This is a genomic window from Peptoniphilus faecalis (genome assembly GCF_012976305.1).
GTDB classification, from domain to species: Bacteria; Bacillota; Clostridia; order Tissierellales; family Peptoniphilaceae; genus Peptoniphilus_A; species Peptoniphilus_A faecalis.
This window is the reverse complement of sequence record NZ_JABDSR010000019.1, coordinates 1-25385: the sequence shown is the minus strand read 5'-3', so window position 1 is coordinate 25385 and position 25385 is coordinate 1. Positions and strand designations below refer to the sequence as shown.

The 25385-nt window shown below is 32.7% G+C and carries 24 protein-coding genes; 22 read left to right on the top strand and 2 right to left on the bottom strand.

The genetic code is table 11. The annotated features are described in order from the left end of the window. A partial coding sequence (locus HKO22_RS09845; RefSeq protein ID WP_235932855.1) for a stalk domain-containing protein occupies positions 1 to 2342 on the top strand: 2342 nt, incomplete at its 5' end. A gap of 196 nt (positions 2343 to 2538) precedes the next feature. Here the strand turns inward: HKO22_RS09845 and HKO22_RS09840 are convergent. Then, positions 2539 to 3546, bottom strand: coding sequence for a ribonuclease H-like domain-containing protein (locus HKO22_RS09840; RefSeq protein ID WP_075659096.1), 1008 nt, complete (start codon positions 3544 to 3546; stop codon positions 2539 to 2541). 145 nt (positions 3547 to 3691) lie between these two features. Between HKO22_RS09840 and HKO22_RS09835 the strand changes: the two genes are divergently transcribed. From HKO22_RS09835 to HKO22_RS11030, 4 genes are read left to right on the top strand one after another with little or no spacing between them, the layout of a single operon-like run. Continuing rightward, positions 3692 to 4840, top strand: a complete 1149-nt coding sequence (locus HKO22_RS09835) for a cysteine desulfurase family protein (protein ID WP_075659095.1) — start codon at positions 3692 to 3694, stop codon at positions 4838 to 4840. 4 nt (positions 4841 to 4844) lie between these two features. Continuing rightward, positions 4845 to 6026 (top strand): tRNA uracil 4-sulfurtransferase ThiI, encoded by a 1182-nt coding sequence (gene thiI / locus HKO22_RS09830; RefSeq protein ID WP_075659094.1) that lies wholly within the window; start codon positions 4845 to 4847, stop codon positions 6024 to 6026. Continuing rightward, positions 6016 to 6588: a LemA family protein gene (locus HKO22_RS09825; RefSeq protein ID WP_075659093.1), complete on the top strand. Its 573-nt coding sequence runs from the start codon at positions 6016 to 6018 to the stop codon at positions 6586 to 6588. Before thiI ends, HKO22_RS09825 begins: the two co-directional genes overlap by 11 nt. Positions 6589 to 6597: 9 nt before the next feature. Beyond that, positions 6598 to 7443, top strand: a complete 846-nt coding sequence (locus tag HKO22_RS11030; RefSeq protein ID WP_075659092.1) for a TPM domain-containing protein — start codon at positions 6598 to 6600, stop codon at positions 7441 to 7443. Between the two features lie 6 nt (positions 7444 to 7449). Here HKO22_RS11030 and HKO22_RS09815 read toward each other — a convergent pair whose 3' ends face one another. Further along, entirely contained in the window at positions 7450 to 8160 is a 711-nt protein-coding gene (locus HKO22_RS09815; RefSeq protein WP_169970363.1) for a heparan-alpha-glucosaminide N-acetyltransferase, read from the bottom strand. 226 nt (positions 8161 to 8386) lie between these two features. On the opposite strand from HKO22_RS09815, the gene HKO22_RS09810 reads away from it, so the two are divergent. The 17 genes from HKO22_RS09810 to HKO22_RS09730 all read left to right on the top strand — a co-directional run bounded on the left by HKO22_RS09810 (position 8387) and on the right by HKO22_RS09730 (position 25137). Next, positions 8387 to 8926 carry a helix-turn-helix domain-containing protein gene (locus tag HKO22_RS09810; protein WP_075659091.1) on the top strand — a complete coding sequence of 180 codons (540 nt, stop codon included), beginning with the start codon at positions 8387 to 8389 and terminating at the stop codon, positions 8924 to 8926. A 10-nt stretch (positions 8927 to 8936) separates the two neighbouring features. After that, positions 8937 to 9971, top strand: coding sequence for an ABC transporter ATP-binding protein (locus HKO22_RS09805; protein ID WP_075659090.1), 1035 nt, complete (start codon positions 8937 to 8939; stop codon positions 9969 to 9971). Beyond that, entirely contained in the window at positions 9968 to 10801 is an 834-nt protein-coding gene (locus tag HKO22_RS09800; RefSeq protein WP_075659089.1) for an ABC transporter permease, read from the top strand. Before HKO22_RS09805 ends, HKO22_RS09800 begins: the two co-directional genes overlap by 4 nt. Then, positions 10798 to 11583 (top strand): ABC transporter permease, encoded by a 786-nt coding sequence (locus HKO22_RS09795; protein WP_075659088.1) that lies wholly within the window; start codon positions 10798 to 10800, stop codon positions 11581 to 11583. Before HKO22_RS09800 ends, HKO22_RS09795 begins: the two co-directional genes overlap by 4 nt. Continuing rightward, positions 11580 to 12626 (top strand): ABC transporter substrate-binding protein, encoded by a 1047-nt coding sequence (locus HKO22_RS09790; protein ID WP_075659087.1) that lies wholly within the window; start codon positions 11580 to 11582, stop codon positions 12624 to 12626. The genes HKO22_RS09795 and HKO22_RS09790 overlap by 4 nt, the downstream gene beginning before the upstream one ends. 81 nt (positions 12627 to 12707) lie before the next feature. Then, the gene (locus HKO22_RS09785) at positions 12708 to 13733 is read left to right on the top strand and encodes a hypothetical protein (RefSeq protein WP_075659086.1); all 1026 of its coding nucleotides are present in this window, start codon (positions 12708 to 12710) and stop codon (positions 13731 to 13733) included. Positions 13734 to 13870: 137 nt separating this feature from the next. Then, complete coding sequence (locus HKO22_RS09780; protein WP_075659085.1) at positions 13871 to 14968, top strand: BMP family lipoprotein; 1098 nt, start codon at positions 13871 to 13873, stop codon at positions 14966 to 14968. Between the two features lie 118 nt (positions 14969 to 15086). Next, positions 15087 to 16619, top strand: a complete 1533-nt coding sequence (locus tag HKO22_RS09775; RefSeq protein WP_328819361.1) for an ABC transporter ATP-binding protein — start codon at positions 15087 to 15089, stop codon at positions 16617 to 16619. Next, positions 16606 to 17733, top strand: coding sequence for an ABC transporter permease (locus HKO22_RS09770; RefSeq protein ID WP_169970361.1), 1128 nt, complete (start codon positions 16606 to 16608; stop codon positions 17731 to 17733). The genes HKO22_RS09775 and HKO22_RS09770 overlap by 14 nt, the downstream gene beginning before the upstream one ends. Beyond that, entirely contained in the window at positions 17726 to 18679 is a 954-nt protein-coding gene (locus HKO22_RS09765) for an ABC transporter permease (protein WP_169970359.1), read from the top strand. The genes HKO22_RS09770 and HKO22_RS09765 overlap by 8 nt, the downstream gene beginning before the upstream one ends. Before the next feature lie 289 nt (positions 18680 to 18968). Next, positions 18969 to 20303, top strand: a complete 1335-nt coding sequence (gene rsxC / locus HKO22_RS09760; RefSeq protein WP_169970356.1) for an electron transport complex subunit RsxC — start codon at positions 18969 to 18971, stop codon at positions 20301 to 20303. An 11-nt stretch (positions 20304 to 20314) separates the two neighbouring features. After that, on the top strand, positions 20315 to 21319 hold the full coding sequence (locus HKO22_RS09755; protein WP_169970354.1) for an RnfABCDGE type electron transport complex subunit D: 1005 nt from the start codon (positions 20315 to 20317) through the stop codon (positions 21317 to 21319). Beyond that, on the top strand, positions 21320 to 21904 hold the full coding sequence (locus tag HKO22_RS09750) for an FMN-binding protein (protein WP_075659079.1): 585 nt from the start codon (positions 21320 to 21322) through the stop codon (positions 21902 to 21904). Between the two features lie 10 nt (positions 21905 to 21914). Further along, on the top strand, positions 21915 to 22511 hold the full coding sequence (rsxE, locus tag HKO22_RS09745) for an electron transport complex subunit RsxE (protein ID WP_169970352.1): 597 nt from the start codon (positions 21915 to 21917) through the stop codon (positions 22509 to 22511). Then, positions 22511 to 23089 carry an electron transport complex subunit RsxA gene (gene rsxA, locus HKO22_RS09740; protein WP_075659077.1) on the top strand — a complete coding sequence of 193 codons (579 nt, stop codon included), beginning with the start codon at positions 22511 to 22513 and terminating at the stop codon, positions 23087 to 23089. The genes rsxE and rsxA overlap by 1 nt, the downstream gene beginning before the upstream one ends. 9 nt (positions 23090 to 23098) lie before the next feature. Further along, positions 23099 to 24016 (top strand): RnfABCDGE type electron transport complex subunit B, encoded by a 918-nt coding sequence (locus HKO22_RS09735; RefSeq protein ID WP_075659076.1) that lies wholly within the window; start codon positions 23099 to 23101, stop codon positions 24014 to 24016. A 575-nt stretch (positions 24017 to 24591) separates the two neighbouring features. After that, positions 24592 to 25137, top strand: a complete 546-nt coding sequence (locus HKO22_RS09730) for a substrate-binding domain-containing protein (protein WP_169970350.1) — start codon at positions 24592 to 24594, stop codon at positions 25135 to 25137. The last annotated feature ends 248 nt before the right edge of the window (positions 25138 to 25385 follow it).

Genomic DNA, 25385 nt, shown 5'->3' with positions numbered 1-25385 from the left:
GTACAGCAGTACCAGCAGAGAAGTTCCCTAATGCAGAAGCCCAAGACGGATACAAAACAGTAACATGGACACCTGCAAAAGAAACAGTAGTAAATGAAGACCAAGAATTCAAAGCAAGTGCAACAAAGAATACAAAAGCAGAAGAAGTAACAGCACTAGGAGGATTGAAGCCAGTAGACATAGCAGTATGGAAAGGCGATGCAATCACATGGGCAAATGGAGTAGCAGCAAAAGAAGAAGCTAAGAAAGATCAAATAGCAGCACTACTAGCAGCAGCAACAGTAACAGACAAAACAGACCCAGCAAGAACTTCAGATGCAAAAGGCGAATTCGAAGGAACATTACTAGTAACATTTGAAGACCAATCAACACTAGAAGTAGAAAATCAAATGTTATATGTATATGAAAGCGGAGATACAAAACCAACAGACAAACCAGTACCAAGTGATGCAGCAACAGTAACATTTACAAGAGATGAAGCATCAATAAAAGACTGGGGACAAGTATCACCAATAATTGTAAAGAAAGGTACAGCAGTACCAGCAGAGAAGTTCCCTAATGCAGAAGCCCAAGACGGATACAAAACAGTAACATGGACACCTGCAAAAGAAACAGTAGTAAATGAAGACCAAGAATTCAAAGCAAGTGCAACAAAACAAACAATAGAAGAAACAGAGGATGTTATAATCCCATATTTACCAACTGATCCTATTCCGACAAAGGGTTCAGATGATAAGCCAATACCATCTGATTATATAACTGTAACATTTAAGGCACTTCCTGAAGGGGCTGGAAAGGTTAATGTTAAGGATAAATCAGGAGAAACAGTACTAGCAAGAGTAAAACCGGGTACAAATCTTGCGGATTATACTACTATTTCTTACTCTGCGAACCCTGGATGGACAGCACCTGCAAGTTGGGATCCAGCATTAAAAGTTGTAATTAGTAATGAAACATTTACTGCAACATTTACTAAAAATGAAAAGTCAACTGTTCCAACAGTAAATCCAGTAGGAAAAGATGATGAAAATATTACAGGAGAAGGAACAAAGGGATCTACAATAACAGTAGTAGATGACAAGGGACAACCAATAGAAGGAAAAGACGGACAACCAATCACTACAACAGTAGATGATGGCGGAAAATGGGAAATCCCAGTTGACAAATTACCTGATGATAAGAAACCAACTGATGTATATGTAAATCAAACAGAAGATGGAAAAGATCCATCAGATCCAGTAAAAGTTCCATCCAAAGAACAATCAGCTGTTCCAACAGTAAATCCAGTAGGAAAAGATGATGAAAATATTACAGGAGAAGGAACAAAGGGATCTACAATAACAGTAGTAGATGACAAGGGACAACCAATAGAAGGAAAAGACGGACAACCAATCGCTACAACAGTAGATGATGGCGGAAAATGGGAAATCCCAGTTGACAAATTACCTGATGATAAGAAACCAACTGATGTATATGTAAATCAAACAGAAGATGGAAAAGATCCATCAGATCCAGTAAAAGTAGAAGCAAAAGTTGATGACAATAATTCAGCTACACCAGCAATTAATGATGTAATTGAAGGCGATAAAGTTATCACTGGTAAAGGTGAACCAGGAGCGGATATTGTTGTAACTGATGATAATGGAAATATTATTGGTGAAACTAAGGTTAATGATGATGGAACTTGGTCAGTAATTGTACCTGATGGCAAAGAACCTAAAGCAGGTGATGTTATTAGAGCAACTCAAACTGAAGAAGGAAAGACACCAACATCAGCAACTACAGTTGTTAAAGAAAGATATACTCCAGGTGAAGTTGATGAACCGATAATTCGTGGTAGAGATCACAAGACTCCAACTTATCCAGTTTATACAGTAGTACCTGGAAAGACTGGTCAAGGTTCAACAGTTATCGACAAACTTTGGTATATATTCCACATTGATGAATATGATTACCAAGAAGTTAGAAACTACAAGTCTACTGATCACAAGATGGACGTTACTCCTGTCATTAGAAATGACAGAACTATGCTTCCATTAAGATATGTAGCAGAAGCTATTGGAGCAGATGTTAATTGGGATGCTAAGACTAGGACAGCAACATTTACTAAGGACGGTTTAACTGCTGTAATTCAAATTGACAGCGACGAAATTGTTCTTTCAAATGGAAAGACTATTAAGATGGATGCTAAACCTCTTAACATCAATGACAGAATTCTAGTACCAGTTACTAATGTAGCAAATGTATTTGGTTTAACTAATGGAAATACTCTTGATGGAGTAGACCAAGACATTGAATGGGATGGAGAAGCTAGAACAGCTACAATTTATATTAGAAGATAAATTGTGCAAAGAAGAAAGACCGAGCAATCGGTCTTTTCTTTTACATATTTTTAAAATTTGGAAGGGATTTTTACGAGTAAGTTCTTTATAAGGGTTTGCAATATACAATTTAATTATAAAGAATTTATTGATAAAATTTTAAAGGGAATTTATAGTTTTAGACCATCTTCAATATTTTTAGATGGTCTAAATTTTTTTAATATTTTAATTCTTTTTCTATTATTTTTTTCATGACTTCTTTTTCGTTTTTAAATTTGTGGTCTTTGTAATAGAGGATGATAATTTGTGAGGGGCTTTTTATTTTTTCTCGATTTAAGATTTCAAAGGGAAGGTCTTTTTTTTGAATGTAGTAGCAAAGATTTTTGGCGTCATAAAGTGCGTCTTCTGTATTTATCTTTAGGCTAAATTTTTTGTTTTGAGTTGGAAAATCTTTTGCAAGTTCCTCTTTGTTTTCTAATTTACAAAAATTTAAAAATCCTCTGGAATTTTTTATTATATCTCTATTATTTATTTCGAGGGTGTATTGTTCCTTTGTATTAAAGTAATTTTTATTATAATTTGTCAGTCCCAAAATTTCTATGGTATTGTTTTTTAGTTTTAAATCTTCTATAAAAAACATAAAATTTAAAATATTGAGGGATAATTCTTTACATAAATTTTCACTGATTTTTAAGTCCAAAGAAATTAAATTTTCTAAGCTAATAAAATTATATTCTAAAATTTTTTCTAAGGATTCTTTTTCGCCTTCTACATATTTTTTGAAAAGTGTTTTTATTTTTATGCCTTCGTAATTTTTTTTGTCCTTTAATGCTTCTTTTTCGATAAACTTTTCTATAAGTGCTTTATTTGAATGGGAGGATAGATTAAATATAAAGTTATATTTTTTTGTGATTTCTTGTAGGTCGATGAAATTTAAATCTATGTCTTTATTAAAATAAAATTTTGTTTTTGATTTTATAAAGGGTATGTCAAAGGATTTGCCAGAGTAGGATACAAGTTCTCTTCCTGAAATCAAGGGTAATACTTCTTCCAACAATTTTTTCTCTTCTTTGAAATTTTCTATGCAAAAAGTTTTTACTATTTCTGAATTTTTTTCTATTATACTCACTGCGATAAGGGAATCAATTTCTCGTGAAAGTCCAGAAGTTTCTATTTTTATGTAATTTTTTGAAGTTCTTTTAGTTTTTCTTTCTAATTTTTTCACGCTATCACCAATATAAGTATATCATTAAATTTTTTGCAATTTTATAATTTTTCACCGTAATTCTAATTCCAATTATAAATAGAATCGACAATCATATTATAGTATAATATATGGGAAAGTTTTTATTATGATAGAAGGAAGATTTATGATTTATTTAGATAATTGTGCAACTACAAAGCCCGATGCGGAAGTTATTGATATGATGATGAAGGCACTTGTCCATGATTTTGCAAATCCTTCGTCTCTTCACAGCTTTGGTCATAGGGTTGAAAGGGAAATTGAGGTTGCTAGAAAAAATGTCGCTGCACTTATTGGTGCTAATGCTGATGAAATTTATTTTACATCGGGAGGAACGGAAAGCAATAATATTGCTATACATGGTGCTATTCTAAAAAATAGGAGAAGGGGCAAGAGGATTATAACTTCTGCCATTGAACATGCATCTATTGACGATCAATTTAAGCACTACAAAGAACTTGGCTACGATGTTTGTTATTTAGATGTGGACAATACTGGTGCAGTCGATGTAGAAAAGTTTAAAGAAGCGGTAAGTGAGGATACCATTTTAGTTTCTCTCATCTATGTTCACAACGAGCTTGGTACTGTAAATAATATTAGAAAACTTTTTGATATTGCAAAGTCAAAAAACAAAAATATTTTGTGCCATGTTGATGGAGTTCAAGCTGTTGGAAAAATTCCCGTTGATGTAAAGGACTTGGGCTGCGATACTTTTTCTTTTTCTTCACATAAAATCTATGGGCCAAAGGGCATGGGCGCTCTTTACAAAAGAAGGGATTTAAACATAGAAAGTCTTGTAATTGGCGGTGGTCAAGAAAGAGGTCTTAGATCGGGTACGGAAAATGTGCCTGGCATACTTGGTTTTGGCAAGGCTTGTGAACTCACTAAAAGAGATTTAGAAAAGAGGCTTAGCCATGCGAAAGAGATAAAGGATTATTTTCTTGAGAAATTAGGGGAGAATTTAGAGGATTATAAGATAAATACGCCAGAAAATGCTACGGATTTTATAATTTCTCTTTCAATTTTAGATATTAGGGCAGAGGTTCTCCTCCACTACTTAGAAGGCGATGAGATTTACATTTCAACGGCATCTGCTTGTAATTCTAATGGTACACACAAGTCCAATACTTTAAAGGCAATTGGTCTATCAGATAAGTATGCAGAAGGGACAATAAGAGTTTGTACTTCAAAGGATACTACAAAAGGAGAAATAGATATTTTTGTGGAAAAACTTGTTAAGTATGTAGGTGAAATTAGAAATATTATTAGGGGGTGATAAAATGAAAAAAGTTATGGCGCTCTCCCTTGGTGAGCTTGTATTAAAGGGAAAAAATAGATATAAATTTGTAAATAAACTTATTTCAACTATTAAGAGAAATCTTAGAAATATTGACCATGGCAAAATTTATCAAAATATGGGAAAGGTCTATGTGGAACTTGTGGCTGATAATGAGGACAAGATGATAAATCGTCTTAAACACGTCTTTGGCATTGTCTATATTGCGCCTTGTTATGTTGTGGAAACTAATTGGGATAAAATTGAAGAAGGCGTAATAACAATTGTGGATGAAGCTTTGAAAAAAAACCCAAATTACAAAACTTTTAAGGTAAAGACAAATAGAGGCGACAAATCCTTCCCGCTTAATTCCATGGAAATAAGTGCCAAAATAGGCGGCATTGTCCTTAAAAATTTTGATATAAAAGTAGATGTTCACCAGCCGGATTTTTATGTTTACTGCGATTTAAAAAAGGATACTTATATTTATATAGACAAATTTAAGGCTTATGGTGGACTTCCATCTGGCACAAATGGCAGGGGACTTCTCCTCCTTTCTGGTGGGATTGACTCTCCAGTTGCTGGATTTTTAATGGCGAAAAGAGGTGTCCTCGTGGACTGTTTGCACTTCCATTCCTATCCTTTCACTTCTGAAAGGGCAGAGGAAAAGGTAAAAAAACTTGCAGAGGATATTTCTACTTTTTCTGGAGAATTAACTTTTTATTCTGTAAATATTTTGGATATTCAGAAGGAAATTAATATAAATTGTCCTGAGGATGAGATGACTATTATCTCCCGTAGATTTATGATGAGAATTGCAGATAAAATTGCAAAAGAAGGGAGATATGATTGCATTATCACTGGAGAAAACCTTGGACAAGTTGCATCACAAACTATTGATGGTCTAAAGGTTACTAATGATATTACAGAAAAACTTGTCTTTAGACCACTTATTGGCATGGATAAGGTAAATATTATAGACATAGCCAAGGACATAGATACTTACGAGACATCAATCCTTCCCTTTGAAGATTGTTGTACGGTGTTTTTGCCAAAGCATCCACTTTTGACGCCAACTGTGGAGGGAATAGTAAAATCTGAGGAAAAACTTGACTGCGACAAGCTCGTAGATGAAGCTTTAAATAAAATGAAAATAGAAAAAATAGGAGGAAGCAATGAAGAATAAAAACAGAGGTGCTGTGGGGATTATTGCAATAATAGCTATTGTCGTTGTATTTGCAATTTTCTTTGGCGGACAGTGGAATAATCTAGTTAAACTAGATGAGGATGTAAATGGTGCATGGGCACAAGTTCAAAACCAAGTAAAAAGGCGTGCAGATTTAATTCCAAATGTTGTAGAAACTGTTAAGGGTTATGCAAGCCACGAAAAGGAAACTTTTACAGAAATAACAAAGGCTCGTGCTGGTATTTCTGAGGCAAGCACACCTAAGGAACTTGCTGAAGCAAATGATAATTTGACAGAAGCTATTGGAAGGTTAAATGTAGTGGTAGAAAACTATCCAGAGCTAAAGACAAATCAAAATTTCTTAGATCTACAAGCACAACTTGAAGGCACTGAAAATAGGATTGCCACTGAAAGAATGAGATATAACGAAACAGTTAAAATTTACAACCAAAAAGTTAGAAGATTTCCAACAAATATTATTGCAAAAATTTTAGGATTTAGTGCAAGAGATTATTTTGAGGTTTCAGAAAAGGATAATAAAGTACCAGAAGTTAAGTTTTAGGTGATTAAGATGAAAAAATTGGCAGCTACAATTTTATTTGTATTCACCTTGATATTCAATGTTTATGCAGCCTTTGACAAAAACAATATGTCCTATAATGTCTATGACGAGACAAATACTCTTAGCCAAGATACAATAGATTATTTAAATAAGACAACTTATGATTTAAAAAAGAAAACTGGTGGAGAAATTGCCGTAATTGTAGTAAAGGATTTAGAAAATTATTCTATTGAAGAGTATGGCACGAAAATTTTTAATGATATAAAAATTGGAGATAAAGACGAGGATAATGGAGTTCTATTGCTTGTGGCATTATTAGACGATACACATAGATATGTGAGAATAGAGACGGGATATGGCTCTGAGGGTTTTATTCCCGATGCCTATGCTTCGAGGATTATTAGGGTTATGGGAAAAGTTGTTTCTGAAAATGAAGGCGACAGACCCTTTGAGAAGGCAATCCTAGAAGGCTATGCTCAAATTGTTAAATTATATGAAAGGGAATACGATGTGGACATAGTGGCTAGAGAGCCTCAAGAAGAAATTGATTATTCTAATGAATATAATGAAGAAGGCAGTGTTTTTGAGTCAATTATTAAAATTATAATTATTTTATTTATAATTTCAATAATTTTTGGAGGTTCAGGTCGTGGATCTGGTGGACCTGGCTCTCGAGGAAGAAGACGAAGAGGACCTATAATCTTCTGGGGACCGAGAGGCTTTGACGACGATTTCGGAGGAGGCTTCGGAGGAAGTGGCGGTTTCGGAGGAGGCTTCGGAGGATCAGGCGGAGGCTTTGGTGGCTTCGGCGGTGGAGGTTCATCTGGCGGCGGAGGCGCCAGTGGAAGTATTTAGACTAATCTATTTAATGCTAAATATAATTGAGAAAACTCCAATTAAGATAATTTGATGAAGAAAATATATTAAAAGAGAATGCCTTCCCATGACATTTATAAAATTGTGGGAGGCTTCTTTTTTTGTAACTTTAATAAAATCAAAGAGAAAATAGCCCATGTAGAATAAAAATATCCATGGAATTATTGGAAAATAATCTCCTGATGAAAAATTTTTGCTGGGAAGACCGAGAAAAAATAAATTCAGATCGTAAAAGGATTTTGGAAGTTGAAATTTATTAAAGAAAATACTTCCATAGTAAATATTCTTTAAAGCTACAAATAAAACTGTGTTGATAATAAGTCCAAATTTTGGATTTATTTTTTTTATGTAATTTTTCAAAATAATGTGAATTAATGTTGCTGCTGCAAAAAAGTGAATTATGCCAAAATATATCGCATCTTCTCTGGAATAAATATAGGAGCCTAAGGTTATTAAAAGAGAAAGTCCAGTTAAAATAAAAAACTTTTTCTTAAAATTATTTGAAAAATTAGTAGAGTAACCAGAAATCAAAATAAAAGAAATGCAAATATACTGTTGGTAATAGTAAAAGTCGTGATTAAAGTTAAAACCGTAGAAATTTTCGAGGTCAAATAAGGCGTGAAAAATTATCATATTTATAATAGTAAAGCCACGTAAAAAATCTATGGAATTGTATCTGTTTTTAATAGTATTCAATGTAACACCTCAAAAAAATTATAACACAAGATAAAAGATTTTAATTAGGATTAAAAGTAATTTTTTGAACTTTAAACAATATCAATATTATTTAGTGTAGTAAATTATATTTGACAAAAAATTTACTTTATTAAATTTGTTTTTCTATTGACATTAATATCTTTAACAATTATACTCTAATGAGTTTAGTAAATTAAGTAATTTGTTTAATATTTTAGGTGATGTAATGGATATTGGAAATAAAATAAGAGATATGAGAATTGAAAAGGGTCTTACTCAGGAAGAACTTGCAGATAGATCGGAACTTACTAAGGGTTTTATCTCACAAATTGAAAGAAATTTGACATCGCCGTCAGTGGATTCTCTTTTGGATATTTTGGAAGCTCTTGGAACTGAGCCAGATAAATTCTTTAAAAGAAAGGAAAATGAAAAAATTACTTTTAAAGATGAAGATTTTTTTGAAAGTGTAAATGATGAGCTTGGATATACTCTTGATTGGATTGTTCCAAATGCACAAAAAAATGAAATGGAACCCATGCGAATAAGGATAAGTCCCGGTGGAAGTTCTAAAGAGATACAGCCCTATGAGGGCGAAGAATTTGGCTATGTGATAAAGGGTAGCGTTGTTCTTGTTTATGGAAATGAAGAATATAAGGTTAAGAAGGGCGAAAGTTTTTATTTTAAAGCAAATAGCTCTCATTATTTAAAAAATGAAGGAAAATGCGTAAGTGAAATTTTGTGGATTTCCTCTCCACCAAATTTTTAGGCGGTGAATTATGGAAAATTATGTAATTGAATTAAAAAATGTTACAAAAAGTTTTGACGACAATGTGATTTTAAAGGATTTTAATATTAAGGTTAAAAAGGATGAATTTCTCACAATTTTAGGTCCAAGCGGCTGTGGAAAGACAACTATTTTAAGATTAATTGGAGGTTTTGAAGCACCAGATAAAGGAGAAATTCTTTTTAATGGCAATGATATTACAAATAAAGAGCCCTATGAGAGAAAGATAAATACAGTTTTTCAAAAGTACGCTCTTTTTCCACATATGAATGTCTACAAAAACATTGCCTTTGGTCTTAATATTAAAAAAATGGACAAAAATCTTATAAAAGAAAAGGTAAGGGAAGTTTTAAAACTCGTAAATTTAGAGGGATTTGAAAATAGGGAAATTGAATCTCTTTCTGGTGGTCAACAACAGAGAATTGCTATTGCAAGGGCACTTGTAAATGAACCTGAGGTTCTTTTGCTAGATGAACCTCTAGGTGCACTTGATTTAAAACTTAGACAAGCCATGCAGATTGAGTTAAAGAGAATTCAAAAAAGTGTGGGCATAACCTTTATTTATGTTACTCACGATCAAGAAGAGGCTCTTTCCATGAGCGATACTGTTGTAGTTTTAAATAATGGTGAAATTCAACAAATGGATACTCCGCTAAATATTTATAATGAGCCAAAAAATGCCTTTGTTGCAGATTTTATTGGTGAATCAAATATTATTAAAGCAAAAATGTTAGAGGACTTTAAGGTAAGATTTTTAGATTATGATTTTGTCTGCGTGGACAAGGGATTTAATAATGGGGAAGATGTTGAAGTAGTTGTGAGACCTGAAGATGTGCTTTTAGTAGATGAAAACTATCAAATTGAAGGGACTGTTACTAGTTTAGTCTTTAAAGGTGTTCACTACGAAATGACTGTGGATGTAGATGGTTATAGCATGCTTGTGCAATCAACGGAAAAAAGAGAAGTGGGAGAGAGGACAGGCATTGTTATAAAACCTGATTTAATACATGTAATGAGGCTGATATGAAAAAATTTTCAATAGTATATTTATTTTGGGGATTAGTTTTTATTGTGTTGCCACTATTTTTGATACTGGCTCATGCATTAAGTTCCAATACAAATTTATCTGATTTTTCCTTTACTCTAGATAACTTTGCAAGGTTTTTTGAGCCTTTATATGTAAAAATTTTAATTACTTCAATAATTCTTGCTGCTGTTTCAACTCTTTTTTGTCTAGTTATTGGATATCCAGTTGCCTATATTATTTCAAAAATGAGTGAAAAAGTGAGAAATAATTTGATTTTAGTTTTTATAATTCCAATGTGGATGAATTTTTTACTAAGGACTTATGCTTGGCTAACTCTCCTTGGAAATAATGGTCTTATAAATAAATTTATTGGACTTTTTGGACTTGGACCTTGGGACTTAATGTACAATTCTAAGGCGATTATGATAGGTATGGTTTACAATTTTTTGCCCTTTATGGTTCTTCCAATTTATACAGTGCTTCTAAAAATGGATCCAAAATTAATTGAAGCTGCAAAGGATCTTGGAGCAAATGATTTTAAAGTTTTTGCAAAAGTTATTTTTCCACTCTCACTCCCTGGCATTTATACGGGCATAACTATGGTATTTATCCCTGCAATTTCTACTTTTGTAGTGCCAAACTTACTTGGTGGAAACAACTTCTATTTAATAGGAAATTTAATCGAAAAACAATTTACTTTCACGGGAGATTGGGGCTTTGGTTCTGCCATTTCCATGGTGCTAATAATTATCATGCTTTTGATTTTACTTGTGCCAAAATTGTTTAATAAAAAAATTAAAACTGGAGAAATGCAAGGAGGATTGATGTGAAAAAAATAGTAGATAGAATTTATTTGTTTTTGACCTTTATATTTTTGTACGCACCAATAGTTATTTTAGTAGTCTTTAGTTTTAACAATTCAAAGTTAAGGGGATCTTGGGCAGGCTTTACTCTAAAGTGGTATAAAAAACTTTTTAACGACCCGGCAATTTTATCATCTCTTTGGACTACAATTTTTGTTGCAGTAGTTGCAACAGTTATTTCTACAGTTGTGGGAACAGTTGCTGCTATTGCAATAAATGAACTTCGTGGCTTTAAAAAGGATGCGATATTAAATATAAATTATCTTCCAGTGATAAACCCAGACATTGTAACGGCAGTTGCACTCATGGGGTTATTTGGACTATTTAATATAAGAATGGGCTACACGACAATGATTATTTCACACATTACTTTTTGCATCCCCTATGTAATTTTGTCAATTCTTCCAAAATTAAATCAGTTAAATAAGAATACAGTTGAAGCAGCATTAGATTTAGGAGCGACACCTACATATGCAATTATGCATGTGGTGATTCCACAAATAAAGCCTGCAATACTTACAGGAGCCTTGATGTCCTTTACACTTTCAATTGATGACTTTGTGATTTCCTTCTTCAATACAGGTCAAGGAGTTTCAAATTTATCAATTACAATTTACTCAATGGCTAGAAAGGGAATAAATCCTTCAATAAATGCAGTTTCAACGCTTATGTTAGTATCGTTATTAATTTTACTTGTAATAATAAACAAGAGAAGTGAAAAAAATAAAAATTTTGAGGTGAATCTATGAAAAAAATAATTTTAGCACTATCACTATTAATGCTTTTAACTTTAACGGCTTGTGGCAAAGATAAAAGTGCAAAGGAAGAAATTTATGTATATAACTGGGGTGAATATATAGATCCACAAATTTTAAAGGACTTCCAAAAGGAAACAGGAATAAAAGTAAATTATGACACTTATGCTTCTAATGAAGATCTTTATATAAAGATGACTCAATCACAAGACAAGTACGATGTAGTAGTGCCAAGTGATTATATGATTGAAAGGCTTTCTAAGGAAGGATTAATTCAAGAGATTAATTTTAAAAACATTCCAAATTTTGATGGAGTTGAAGATAATTTAAAAAATCCAACCTTTGACCCGGAAAATAAATACTCAGTGCCATATTTCTGGGGAACTGTGGGAATTGTCTACAATAAAAAGGAAGTTACAGACCCAGTTGATTCTTGGAACATTTTGTGGAATGAAAAATATAAAGACCAAATAATTATGTATAATTCACAAAGAGATACTATTGGCATTGCACTAAAAAGACTTGGTTATTCACTAAATTCTACAAGTGAAAAGGAATTGCAGGAAGCAAAGGAATCTCTTATTGCACAAAAACCTCTAGTTTATGCCTATCTCGATGATGATGGACGTGATGTAGTAGTGCAAGGAGATGCAAATCTTTCTGTTATGTATTCTGGTGATGCCCTTCTAATGATGCAACAAAATAAAGATTTAGATTATGTAGTGCCAAAGGAAGGATCTAATATTTGGTATGATTCCATGGTTATACCAAAGAATGCAAAGAATGTTTCTGGAGCAGAAAAATTTATTAATTACATGCTTAAACCTGAAGTGCAAGCTAAAAATGCAGAATACTGTGTTGGATACACTTCACCAGTTAAGGGTGTAAAGGATCTTCTTCCTGATGAAATTAAAAGCTCAAAGGTCGCATATCCAGACGTCGATAAACTTCCGCCACTTGAAGCCTTTAGAGATCTTGGCGATTTTATAAAAGTTTACGATAGAATTTGGACAGAAATAAATGCTTCTAATCTTTAATATGCTAATAAATTTGTTTATTTTAAGCTCTTCATGTGTTATTATAATATAAGCGAAATGTTTTCATAATGGAGGTTTAAAATGAACAAGAGAATAAAAAAGCTTGTAATACTTGCAATTTTCTTATTAGCACTTATGTTAGTTTCTTTAACCGCTTTTTTTAGCAAGTCTCTTATGTGGCCAAACTCAAATGTGGAAAGAGAATTTGACGGAATTTTATTTAACAATTCCGATGGAGTTGAAAATCTTCAAGTTGCTAGATCTGTTGTCCAAGATGGCGGTGAAAAACTTATAAAATACGATATAAAATTTGATTATAAAGGTGAAGACACAACTGCCAGAATAATGGGAACACCTGTTAGACAAATTTTCTTTGGCGAAGGAGTAAAATTTAGCAAGTCAAGGGTAAATTTAAAGGGTGATTTTGATAAAATTAATAAATCACTTTTTGAAGAAAAATTAAAATTAAAAGTTAAAGATTTTTACAACAAAACTGAAAATAAAGAGTTTAAGGCAGTGAGTGAAGTAAAACTTAATTTGTCAGAAAAAGTTGGAGAATATGAGTTTGAAGTTTATTATAGTCCAAACCCCTTATATTTTTCCGGTGGACAAAAAGTTGAAGACGCATCAATATTTGTAACTAATGCTAAGGTAGAAAATTGGACTGAAACAACAAAATCAACTGATAGCGTAAAGGAAGCCTATACAAATTCCGGTTACTATATAAATAAATTAGAATTAATTAACCAAAGTTTGATTAATAAAATTTCATTGATCAACACAATTTCAACAGTGGTGTTTTTAGTACTTACACTTTGTGTAATTGTACTAATTTGGATAGACAAGGGAAGCTTCCCAATGTATCTAGGGGCATTATTTATTATGATTCCTACTTTCTTTAGATTTATGGACAAGGGAACAAGTAACCTTGGAGTACTAATTGTATATCCGATTTTAGGTTTTATTGCATCAATTGTTGCGAGATTTTTATCAGCAGATGATGATGTAACTTTTGGAATAAAAGAAATTAAACAATCAATAGCATTTTTATTAATGTATTTTGTAGTTTCAGTATTATTTATGATTCCAAGAGTATTTATAGGTTAAATAATTTTTTAGGATTAAAGCTCAACTAAGTTGGGCTTTTTTTATGAAAACTTTTTTATTGTTATACTTTATATTAAAATTGAAATACTTATCTTTATAATATATAATTTAATTAAATAACAATAGGAGGATTTTATATGAAGAAAAAACTAAGTTTAGTTGCAGTGTTATTGTTAGCAATGACACTTGTTGCATGTGGTGGCGGTAATAAAAAAAATGCAGAAAAAGATGCAAACGCTACTAACAAAGAAACTACAGAAGAAGCTAAGGCTACTGATGTAAATGTTGGATTCGTAACTGATGAGGGTGGAGTTAATGACCAATCCTTTAATCAAGGTGTATGGGAAGGACTTCAAAAAGCTCAAAAAGAAATTGGAATCAAAGCTGAATACATTGAATCTAAGGATACAAAGGATTATACTCCAAATTTAGAAACCTTTGTTGACCAAGAAAAGAATTTAATTGTTGGCGCTGGTTTTAAGATGGGCGATGCAATATCTGAAGCTGCTGCAATGTATCCTGAAATTAATTATGCAATAGTTGACGTAGACGTAACAGCTGGACCAGATGGGAAAAAAGTTGAAGCTCCAAAGAATTTACTTGGAATTATGTTTAGAGCACAAGAACCATCTTTTTTAGTTGGTTATATTGCTGGTATGACTTCTGAAACTAATAAAGTTGGATTTGTTGGTGGACAAGAAGGCAATATAATTTGGGGATTTGAATATGGTTACAGAGCAGGTGTTGATTATGCAGCTAAGGAAAAGGGAACTAATATTGAAATTCTTAGCCAATATGTTGGTAATTTTACTGATGCACAAAAGGGTAAATCAATTACTGCTACAATGTTCCAAAATGGAGCAGATGTAGTATTCCACGCAGCTGGTGGAGCAGGCGAAGGTGTTATTGAAGCTGCCAAAGAAGCTGGCAAATGGGCAATTGGTGTCGATAGAGACCAAAGCGACAGAGCCCCTGAAAATGTATTAACTTCTGCAATGAAAAATGGCGATGTTGCTGTTTATCAAGTTGTAAAAGATATGCAAGAAGGCAAGTTTGAAGGTGGAAAAACTATTGAACTAGGTCTTGCTAATGACGGAGCAGTAGGTATTGCACCAACTTCTGATAAAAATGTTAAACCAGAAATCTTAAAGAAAGTTGATGAAATCACTCAAAAGATTATTTCTGGCGAAATTAAAGTTCCTTACAACGAAGAAACTTACAACCAATACAAATAAATTTTTACTATGATTTCAAAGTCATCTCGTAAATGAGGTGGCTTTTTTATTACAATTTATTTTTAAAATTTATAAATCTTTGGTATAATTTAATAAACACAAAAAAGGAGCGTTTGTCTTGGAAATTGATAATAAAGATTTAGTCGTTCGCATGGAGAATATCACAAAAAAGTTTGGAAATTTTGTTGCAAACGACGGTATTGATCTTGATATTAGAAGAGGTGAAATTCATTCTCTTCTTGGAGAAAATGGTGCTGGTAAAACTACTCTTATGAATATGCTTTACGGCATGAGCTCTCCTACTTCTGGTGAAATTTATATTAACAATGAGAAAAAAGAATTTAAGGATTCCAATGACGCAATAAAAGCAGGACTAGGCATGGTTCACCAACATTTTATGTTAATCGAACCCTTTACTGTTGTTGAAAACATTGTACTTGGAATGGAGCCTATGAAGGGCATTAAGGTGGATATAAAAAAAGCTAGGGAAGATGTGATTGCCCTTTCTGAAAAGTACGGTTTTAAAATTGATCCTGATGCAAAGATTCAGGATATTTCTGTTGGAACTCAACAAAAAGTTGAAATTTTAAAGGTACTTTATAGGGGTGCTGATATTTTGATTTTTGACGAGCCTACAGCTGTTTTGACGCCTCAAGAAATAACTGAACTTATTGATATTATTAAAAATCTTTCTAAAGAAGGCAAGTCAATTATAATTATAACCCACAAGTTAAAGGAAATTAAACAAATGGCACATAGGTGTACAATAATTAGGCGGGGTAAAAAAATTAAAACTGTAAATGTTTCTGATATAAGCGAGTCTGAACTTGCGGACATGATGGTTGGCAGATCTGTTCATCTCGACATAAATAAAGGGGATGTAAGAGCTGGAGAAACCATTTTAGAAATTAAAAATTTGTGTGCAAGAGATTTTAGAAATGTAAAAAAATTAGATGGTCTCAATTTAGATGTGAAAGCAGGAGAAATCCATGGAATCGCTGGCGTAGATGGCAATGGTCAATCTGAACTAATTGAGGCTCTTACAGGGCTTAAAGTAGCTGAGAGTGGTTCAATTCTTTTTAAGGGCGATGAAATTATAAATGAAAGTCCAAGGGAAATTATTGAAAGGGGCATTAATTCAATTCCTGAAGATAGACAACTTCGTGGTTTAGTTTTAGATTTTAGCGTTTCCGAAAATATTATTTTAAAAAATTATTATAAAGACAAATACTCCAAAAATGGAATTTTAAATTTTAAAAATATTGAGGAATATGCAACAAAGCTTGAAGATGATTACGACATTAGACCGAGAAATATTGAAAGACTTGCAGGAGAACTTTCTGGCGGAAATCAACAAAAGGTAATTTTAGCAAGAGAGATTTCTGACGACCCAGATTTATTAATCTCAGCACAGCCTACTAGAGGGCTTGATGTTGGTGCCATTGAATATATTAGAAAGTTTTTAATTAATCAAAGGAACAAGGGCAAGGCAGTGCTTCTAATTTCCTTTGAACTTGACGAAATTATGGCATTATCAGATAGAATTTCTGTAATATATAATGGTAAAATTTTAAAAACTTTTGATGCAAAAAAAACTAATGAGAGTGAAATAGGATTATACATGGCAGGAGGTAAAAATGAAGAGAAATAGATTTTTATATACAGTGCTTGCCATTGTACTTGGAATTTTAATTGGTTCTATTATTCTTTTAATCAGTGGAACAAATCCAATTGAAGCTTACAAGGTTATTTTCCTTGGTGCCTTTGGCAAGCCAAAATACATTTCATGGACAATTGTAAAGGCTGTGCCACTAATCCTTACTGGTCTTTCTGTTGCCTTTGCTTTTAATACAGGTCTTTTTAACATTGGAGCTGAAGGACAATATATTGTTGGATCAATTGGTGCTTTAGTAGTGGGACTTTTATTAGATTTGCCACCTGTTATTCATGGAATAGTTGCACTAATTGTCGGTGCACTTTGCGGTTATCTTTGGGGTGCAATTGTTGGAGTTTTAAAGGCAAAGTTTGAGGTAAATGAAGTTATATCTTCAATTATGATGAACTGGATTGGATTTTATTTAAGCAATTATCTTTTGAGTTTTCCAATTTTAAGAAATATTGAGTCAGATAACTCCTATCCAATAAGAAAATCTGCAAGTATAAAAATTCTTGGAGAATGGAAGATGAGCGAAGGTGGAAAGGCTTTTTTGGCACAAAATAAATTTTTAAGGGATATTTTAAATCCACCAGTAAATTTTGGAATAATAATCGCCATTGTGGCAGCCATAGTAATTTGGTATATCCTTAAAAAGACTACTTTAGGCTATGAACTTCGAGCAGTTGGTTTCAATCAAAAGGCAGCAGAATATGGCGGAATTAATATTAACAAATCTATTGTAAAGTCCATGGGAATTGCAGGATTTTTGGCGGGGCTTGCAGGAGCGATAACTGTACTTGGAGTTTCAGGAGACATTGGAATGATGGCGGCACAAGAAGGTTATGGCTTTGATGGAATGGCTGTGGCACTTATTGCTGGAAACAATCCTATTGGAACAATTCCAGCGGCATTTCTCTATGCAGGGTTAACTTATGGTGGAGGAAAACTTACCACTATTGGCACTTATTCAGAAGTTGTAAAAATAATTGTTGGTATTATGATTTTATTTATAGCAATGCCAAAACTTTTAGATATGATTAAATTTTTCTTCCAAAAATGGTCAAAGAAAGAAGCAAGTAATGTAAATAAAGGAGGAGCAAATGAATAGTTCGCTTTTAAACATAGCAAGTATTTTGTCAATTACACTTTTATATTCAGCCCCTCTTATTTATACAGCTATTGGAGGAGTTTTATCAGAAAATGCTGGAGTTGTTAACATTGGACTTGAAGGAATGATGTCCGTTGGTGCAGTAGTTGGATCTATTGTTGGATATTATGTAGGAAATCCTTGGATTGCTTTTTTATGTGGAGGACTTGGAGGTATGATAGTGGCACTTCTTCACGCAATTGCTACTATAAATTTTGCAGCAGACCATGTTGTAAGTGGTATTGCAATAAATCTAATTGGGCCGGGACTTTCACTTTTCCTTTGTAGACTTTTTTTCGATGGAGCTGCAATGTCAAAATCTATTCCTTACGAAAATAAACTTCCAGTTTTATTTGGACATGTATTTAAAAATAGAAGTGGTAGTATTGCTAGATTTTTAGATATTGTTTTTTCACAATATGTATCAGTGTATATTGCCTTTATAGTAGTATTTATAGTTTATTTTTTACTTTACAAGACAAGACTTGGACTTAGAATTAGAGCGGTAGGTGAATATCCAAGGGCTGCAGAAACTCTTGGTGTAGATGCTTATAAAATAAAATACATTTGTGTTCTAGCATCGGGATTTTTGGCAGGGCTTGGTGGAGCATCAATGTCGCTTGCAGTTGTTTCAAATTATAGGGAGACGCTTATTTCTGGACAAGGATTTATAGCTCTTGCTGCAGTTATTTTTGGTGGATGGAGACCACAGGGTGCAATGCTAGCTTGTCTTCTATTTGGTTTTGCACAAGGCCTTTCAGTTTTCCTTGGATCCATTGGAATAAAAATTGACACAAATATACTTTCAATGATTCCTTATGCAATTACCCTTATTGTATTAATTGTATTTGTTAAGGGTTCAAGAGCTCCATCGGCAGATGGCATTCCTTATGATAGAAATAATTAAAAATTAAGCTTTAGTTTATTTTCTCACGATAAAAGTCGTGAGATTTTTTATGAGGTAATTAATAGATTTATAGAAATCTTGTATAAATAATTTAATGAATGGGAAAAATTATTCTAAAAAAATCAGATAAATATAAAAAATTAAATTAAAGAATGACTTCTTTTTAGGCTTGTAAAAGATTTTCTACTTTCAAATTTTTAAGTAGAATCATATACTTTAAATAAATTTAGTGTTATAATTATAACAAAAGGTAAAAATTAGGCTTAGGCCGAATAAGGGGTGAAGTTTTATGAGTTCAAGAAATCTCACTTTTTCCGTAGGTGGAGTTCACATGGACGAACACAAAACTTTGACAGAAAAGAATGCAATTGAGAGGATGCCAAGTCCTAAAATTGCTTACATACCTATGTCACAACATATTGGAGCACCTTGCTCACCAGTTGTTTCAAAGGGAGATTCTGTTAAAGTTGGTCAAAAGGTGGGCAGTTCTGATGCTTATATATCAGCTGATATACACTCATCTGTATCAGGTACAGTTAAGGAAATTAAAAAGATGTACACAGCTGATGGAAGGTATTGTGATTGCGTCGTTATAGAAAACGATGGCAAGGATGAAATGATAGATGATCTTAAATCTTTTAAAGATTATAAGGATCATCCAATTGACGATTTAATTCCCTTCATAAAAGATAAGGGAATAGTCGGTATGGGTGGTGCTGGTTTTCCACTACATGCTAAGTTAAAGAGTGAAGATCCAGTGCTAGATGAATGTATAATAAATGGAGCAGAATGTGAGCCTTTCCTCACTTGTGACCATAGAATTATGCTAGAAAAAGCAGAAGAAATATTAGAGGGATTAAACATCTTCTCATATTTTTATAATCAAAAAGTTTCTTACATGGCAATTGAAGAAAATAAACCAGATGCCATTGCAAAAATGGAAGAAGCTATTGCCAAAAATCCTAATTGGAGTCACTTGAAAGTTGTTGGATGTCAAACTAAATATCCACAAGGTGATTCAAAGAGACTTTCTGAAGCCGTTGTTGGAAGAATTGTTCCACAAAATGGTGTAACTAATGATGTTGGAGTTTTTCTTACAAATGTTGGTACTACTCTTGCATTTTATGAAGCAATGATAGAAGGAAGACCTTCTTACGAAAGGGTAATAACTGTCAGCGGTTCTGGTATTAAAGAACCAAAGAATATTTTAGTTAAAATAGGGACTCCTGTGGGAGATATTTTAGATTTCTGCGGAGGCGTTGAGGAAAATTTTAAAGAAATTATTTGCGGTGGTCCTATGACTGGCAAGTCTGTGTTTAGCCTTGATGCGCCTATTACAAAGACTACTTCAGGTATTTTAGTTTTCACTGAAAGAGAAGTAAAAGAAAGAATTGAATCCCCATGTATTAGATGTTCAAGATGCGTAGATCACTGCCCAGCAAATATTAATCCAACAGATATTAATCATGCAATTTTAAAGGGAGATGTTGATTTATGTATTAATTTGCATGCTGATCAATGTATGGAATGCGGAATATGTTCCTTCGTTTGCCCAGCAAAGAGACATCTAAGTGCATCTGTTAAATTAGCTAAAAGAGAAATCAGAGCTAATCAAAAGAAATAGGAGGGATCAATTTGGAAAATAATAAAATAACTAAAGATCCGATTACAGTAAATGAGGCTCGCTTCGTTTCACTTGCTCCACACATTAGATCAAATGATACTGTTCAAAAAATTATGCTAGATGTAATTATTGCACTAGTTCCTGCAATGATTGCCGCAGTTTATTTTTTTGGCATGAGATCAATACTTCTTATTCTAACTTGTGTAGTAGCTTGTGTGGCAGCTGAGTATATTACTCAAAGTGCACTTAAAAAGACTGTACAAATTAAGGATTTATCTGCTGTTGTAACTGGAATTTTAATCGCACTTAATATGCCTCAATCTTTCCCATTATGGATGGCAGCTTTCGGATCAGTTTTCTCAATTTTAATTGTTAAAGAATGTTTTGGCGGTATTGGTTTTAACTTTATGAACCCAGCACTTGCTGCAAGGCTTGTACTCATGGCTTCATGGCCAAAACAAATAACAGATTATATTTCACCAGAATTATTAAAACAAGGTATTATAACTTCAGCTGCAACTATGGATGGAGTTTCCTATGCAACTCCACTACAAGTAATCGCAAGTGGAGATTTATCAAAACTTCCAGCTATTAGCGATATGTTTATTGGAAATATTGGTGGTGTAATTGGAGAAACTTCAGCAATTGCACTTTTAATAGGTTTTGTATATTTAGTAGTTAGAAAAGTAATTTCTTGGGAAATTCCAGTAATATATGTTGCAACTACTGCAATATGTCTTGGAATTCTTGGAATTCCAGTGAATGTAATTCCTTATGAATTACTTGCAGGTGGTTTGTTACTTGGTGCTATTTTTATGGCAACTGATTACACTACAAATCCAATTAATAGAAAGGGAAGAATTATATTTGCTCTTGGATGTGGAATTTTAACTGCAGTTATAAGGGTAAAGGCATCTCTTCCAGAAGGTGTGTCTTATGCAATATGTCTAATGAACCTTGCAACACCTTTAATTGATAAATTAACAATAACAAGTGCATATGGGGAGGCGAAGTAAATGAAAGAACCAGTAAAATTTGGAATTATACTTTTAGTTTTCTGCGCCATATCTGCTGGATTATTGGCAGTTGTAAATAGTTTTACTGCTCCAGTAATAGCAGAAACTGAACTAAAAAATACACTTGCATCTTATAAAGTTATTTTTGGCGATAACGCAGACGGCTTTGAAGAATTTGACAAAGCTAAACTAGATTCAATAAAAGAAAAATATCCAAACATCGAAAAAATTTTTGTTGCTAAAAAAGGAGACAAAGTTATTGGATATGGTGTGAATGTAAAGTCAAATGGTTATGGCGGAGCTATGACAAATGCTCTAGGTTTCTTGCTTGATGGAGATAAAATCGCAGGATTTAGAAATATCTCAAATGGTGAAACTAGTGGCTTTGGTTCTAGAATCACAACAGATGAATATTATCCATCTTATGAAGGAAAATCTGCAGCAGGTCCTTTAAAACTTTCTAAGGATCCAAAGGCCGATGATGAGGTTATGTGGCTTTCATCAGCAACAATATCATCTAAAGCTGCTCTAGCAGGTTCTAACGATGCTATTCAAGTATATGACGAAGTTCTAAAGAATGAATGAGGAGGATTAAATGAAATTATCTAAAGTTTTTTTAGACGGTGCTTTTAAAAACAATCCCGTATTCATACAACTTATAGGGCTTTGTTCAACACTGGCTATTACAAATAATTTAACAAATTCAGTAGCAATGGGTGTCGCAGTTACCTTTGTACTTATAATGAGTAATGGGGTAGTATCTGCATTAAGAAATATAATACCTGATAAAATTAGAATTCCTTGTTTTATAGTAGTAATTGCTACTTTCGTAACATTAGTACAAATGATACTTCAAGCTTATTCACAAACAATATATTCAGCACTTGGTATTTTCTTACCACTAATCGTAGTTAACTGCTGTATTCTTGGTGAAGCTGAGGGTTTTGCTTATAAAAATGCTCTAATTCCATCAATTGTCGACGGAATTGGAACAGGAGTAGGATATACTATTGCAGTAATTGCAATGGGTCTTGTTCGTGAATTCTTTGGATATGGTACATTATTTGATATAAATATTTTGCCAGAATCCTACCCTGGAATTGGAATCATGGGTGCGCCAGCAGGTGCTTTTATTCTACTTGGATTTTTAATAGCAGGATTTAGATTATTACTTAATAGGAGGGCAGACTAATGTTAGAAAGTATTTTTACGATTTTAATTTCAACAATACTTGTAAATAATTATGTTTTTGCTCAATTCTTGGGAATTTGTCCCTTCTTAGGAGTATCTTCAAAGACAGAAACTGCTCTTGGAATGGGAATTGCCGTTACTTTTGTAGTTGTCCTTGCATCTGCAATAACATGGTTAATTCAAATTTTTGTATTAGATAAATTTGGGCTTGAGTATTTACAAACAATTGCATTTATTCTTGTAATTGCATCACTGGTACAATTTGTAGAAATGTTTATTAAGAAGTCATCTCCTTCACTTTATCAAGCAATGGGCGTGTATCTTCCACTTATCACTACAAACTGTGTCGTTCTTGGTGTAACAGTTTTAAATGTTCAAAATGGATATAATTTAATAGAAACAATATTTAGCGGATTTGGAGCTTCAGTAGGTTTTACACTTGCTCTTGTACTTATAGCAGCATTAAGAGAAAAGTTAATGCTTGCCAATGTACCTAAGGCACTTCAAGGAGTTCCAATTGCACTTATAAGTGCAGGCTTAATGGCAATTGCATTTTCAGGTTTCGGCGGATTGGTATAGGAGGTAATTATGGAAATTAGTACAGTACTTACCCCAGTGTTGTTTTTGGGAATTGCAGGAGCCTTTTTTGGAGTAATTCTTTCAATAGCATCAAAGGTTTTTTATGTAGAGGTAGATCCAAGGGTCGCCGAAGTCAGAGATTGCTTACCAGGAGCAAACTGTGGAGCTTGTGGTTTTCCAGGTTGTGACGGACTTGCAGAAGCTATAGCAAAGGGAAAGGCACCAGTAAATGGTTGTGTAATCGGTGGAGCAGATACAGCTGAAAAAGTCAGTCAAGTAATGGGCGTTAATGCAGGAAATGTAGAAAGAAATATTGCATGTGTCCTTTGTCAAGGAGATTGCAATAAGGCAAAAAATAAATATGATTACAATGATTTAGTTGATTGTAGATTAATTTCAGACTATCAACAAGGTGCAAAGGCATGTAACTTTGGCTGTTGTGGTGGAGGCACTTGTGTAAGTGTCTGTGAATTTGATGCAATTCACATGGTAAATGGAGTTGCAGTAGTTGACAAGGAAAAATGTGTTGCCTGCATGAAATGTATTGACATTTGCCCTAAAAAAATTATTGCACTTAGACCTTATAAATCAAAGACAGTTGTTGAATGTAAATCACTTGATCCTGGAAAAGTTGTGAGAACTAATTGTTCAATTGGTTGTATTGGATGTGGAATCTGTGAAAAGAATTGTCCAAAGGATGCAATTCACGTAGAAAACAACTTGGCAACAATTGATTATGACAAGTGTATTAACTGTGGAATTTGTGTTTCAAAATGTCCAACAGGAGCAATTTATTGCGAATATCCTGAAAGAGTGGAAAAGATGAAACAAAGGGAAAAAGAAAAGAAGGAAAAGGAAAGACAAGCAAAACTTGAAGAAGCAAAGCTAAAAAAAGCAGAAGCAGAAAAAAATAAAGTTAATGCTTAAACTTAATATTTTGTAACAAAAAACTGCCGTGATTTTCACGACAGTTTTTGTTTTAGAAGGTATAAAATTATTAAACTGCTGGACCTGCATAATATAATTACCGCTGTATTTACCTCTACAGTAATATCCAGAACAATCGAAGTCATGAGTAAATTTTAAATAACCAGAATATACCTTTCCATTTCTTACTTCTTGATGCCATATTCTTTCTGGGAAATTGCCTTCAGTTGCATAATAAAAAATTTTTACATAAATACTTTCATCATCATAACCCTTTAAAGTATTACATCACTTGTCAATAAATTGTTAAGAATTTTTGCACCAGTACTTTCAGCATATACAGGTAAAATTAATGACAAAGCTAAAATTCCTAAAATCGAAATTTTTCTAATTTTCAAAATAATCATTTCTCAGTTAATATAGCTTATAACTAGATTAAGATTTTATAAGGTATTAAAAAATACAAGCTATAAATTTTGCAACAAGCTTTCTTTTTTTATTAATATGATATCATATTTTTATAGGCATGTGATATCATATTAATATGGAAAAATCGAGTTTGTGAGGTAATTTTTATGAAAAAAAAGTTTTATATCAAGAGAGCTTTTCTATTATTGTTAATGATGACATTAATTTCTTGCAAATCTCAAGAGAAAGCATCTGTAGAAAATAGTTCTAATACAAAAGAAGCAATCGAAGAAAATGTGAACAAAGAAAAAGACGCAAAGATGGAAAGTGAACTTTTTGTAGAAAAAGAAAATCCGAGAATTGTTGCCATGTCAGTAAAATCTGCAAAGGCTTTAAAAGTTTTGGATTATGAAAATGTAGTTGGAGTTCCTAATGGTGCAGAGTCCCTTTATCCTGATGCCAGTGCAATAGGTGATGAAAAGAATCCTGATTTTAAACTTGTAAATAATTTAAGCCCAGATTTTTTAGTTACAGATAAGAGTGTAAGTTATGATAAACCTTTAGGACAAAAGGTCGATGACATAGATTATGCTTCGGCTTCTTTTGAAACATTAGAAGATACAAAAAATGGTCTTATGTATTTTGCAAAGGGATTGGGATTAGAAGAAAATAGTACTAAAGAAAAAATAGATTCCATGAAAGAAAATATTTAAGATTATAAACAAGTTGTAAAATTTATATTGCATAAAAAAATCTCCATAATATAGTGGAGATTTTTTATGTAAAGAAAAAAGGCGGAAAGCCCTTAATCTTTGAAATAAATTTAATTTTAATGGTTCTTTGTCAAATAGTGTTGGTGAATAAAAATTAATGATATATGGTTTATGTCTTATGGCTTAAACCATATATTTTTTTATGGTAAAAACATAAAAAAATTCTTAATCTAAAATTATCAAAAGAA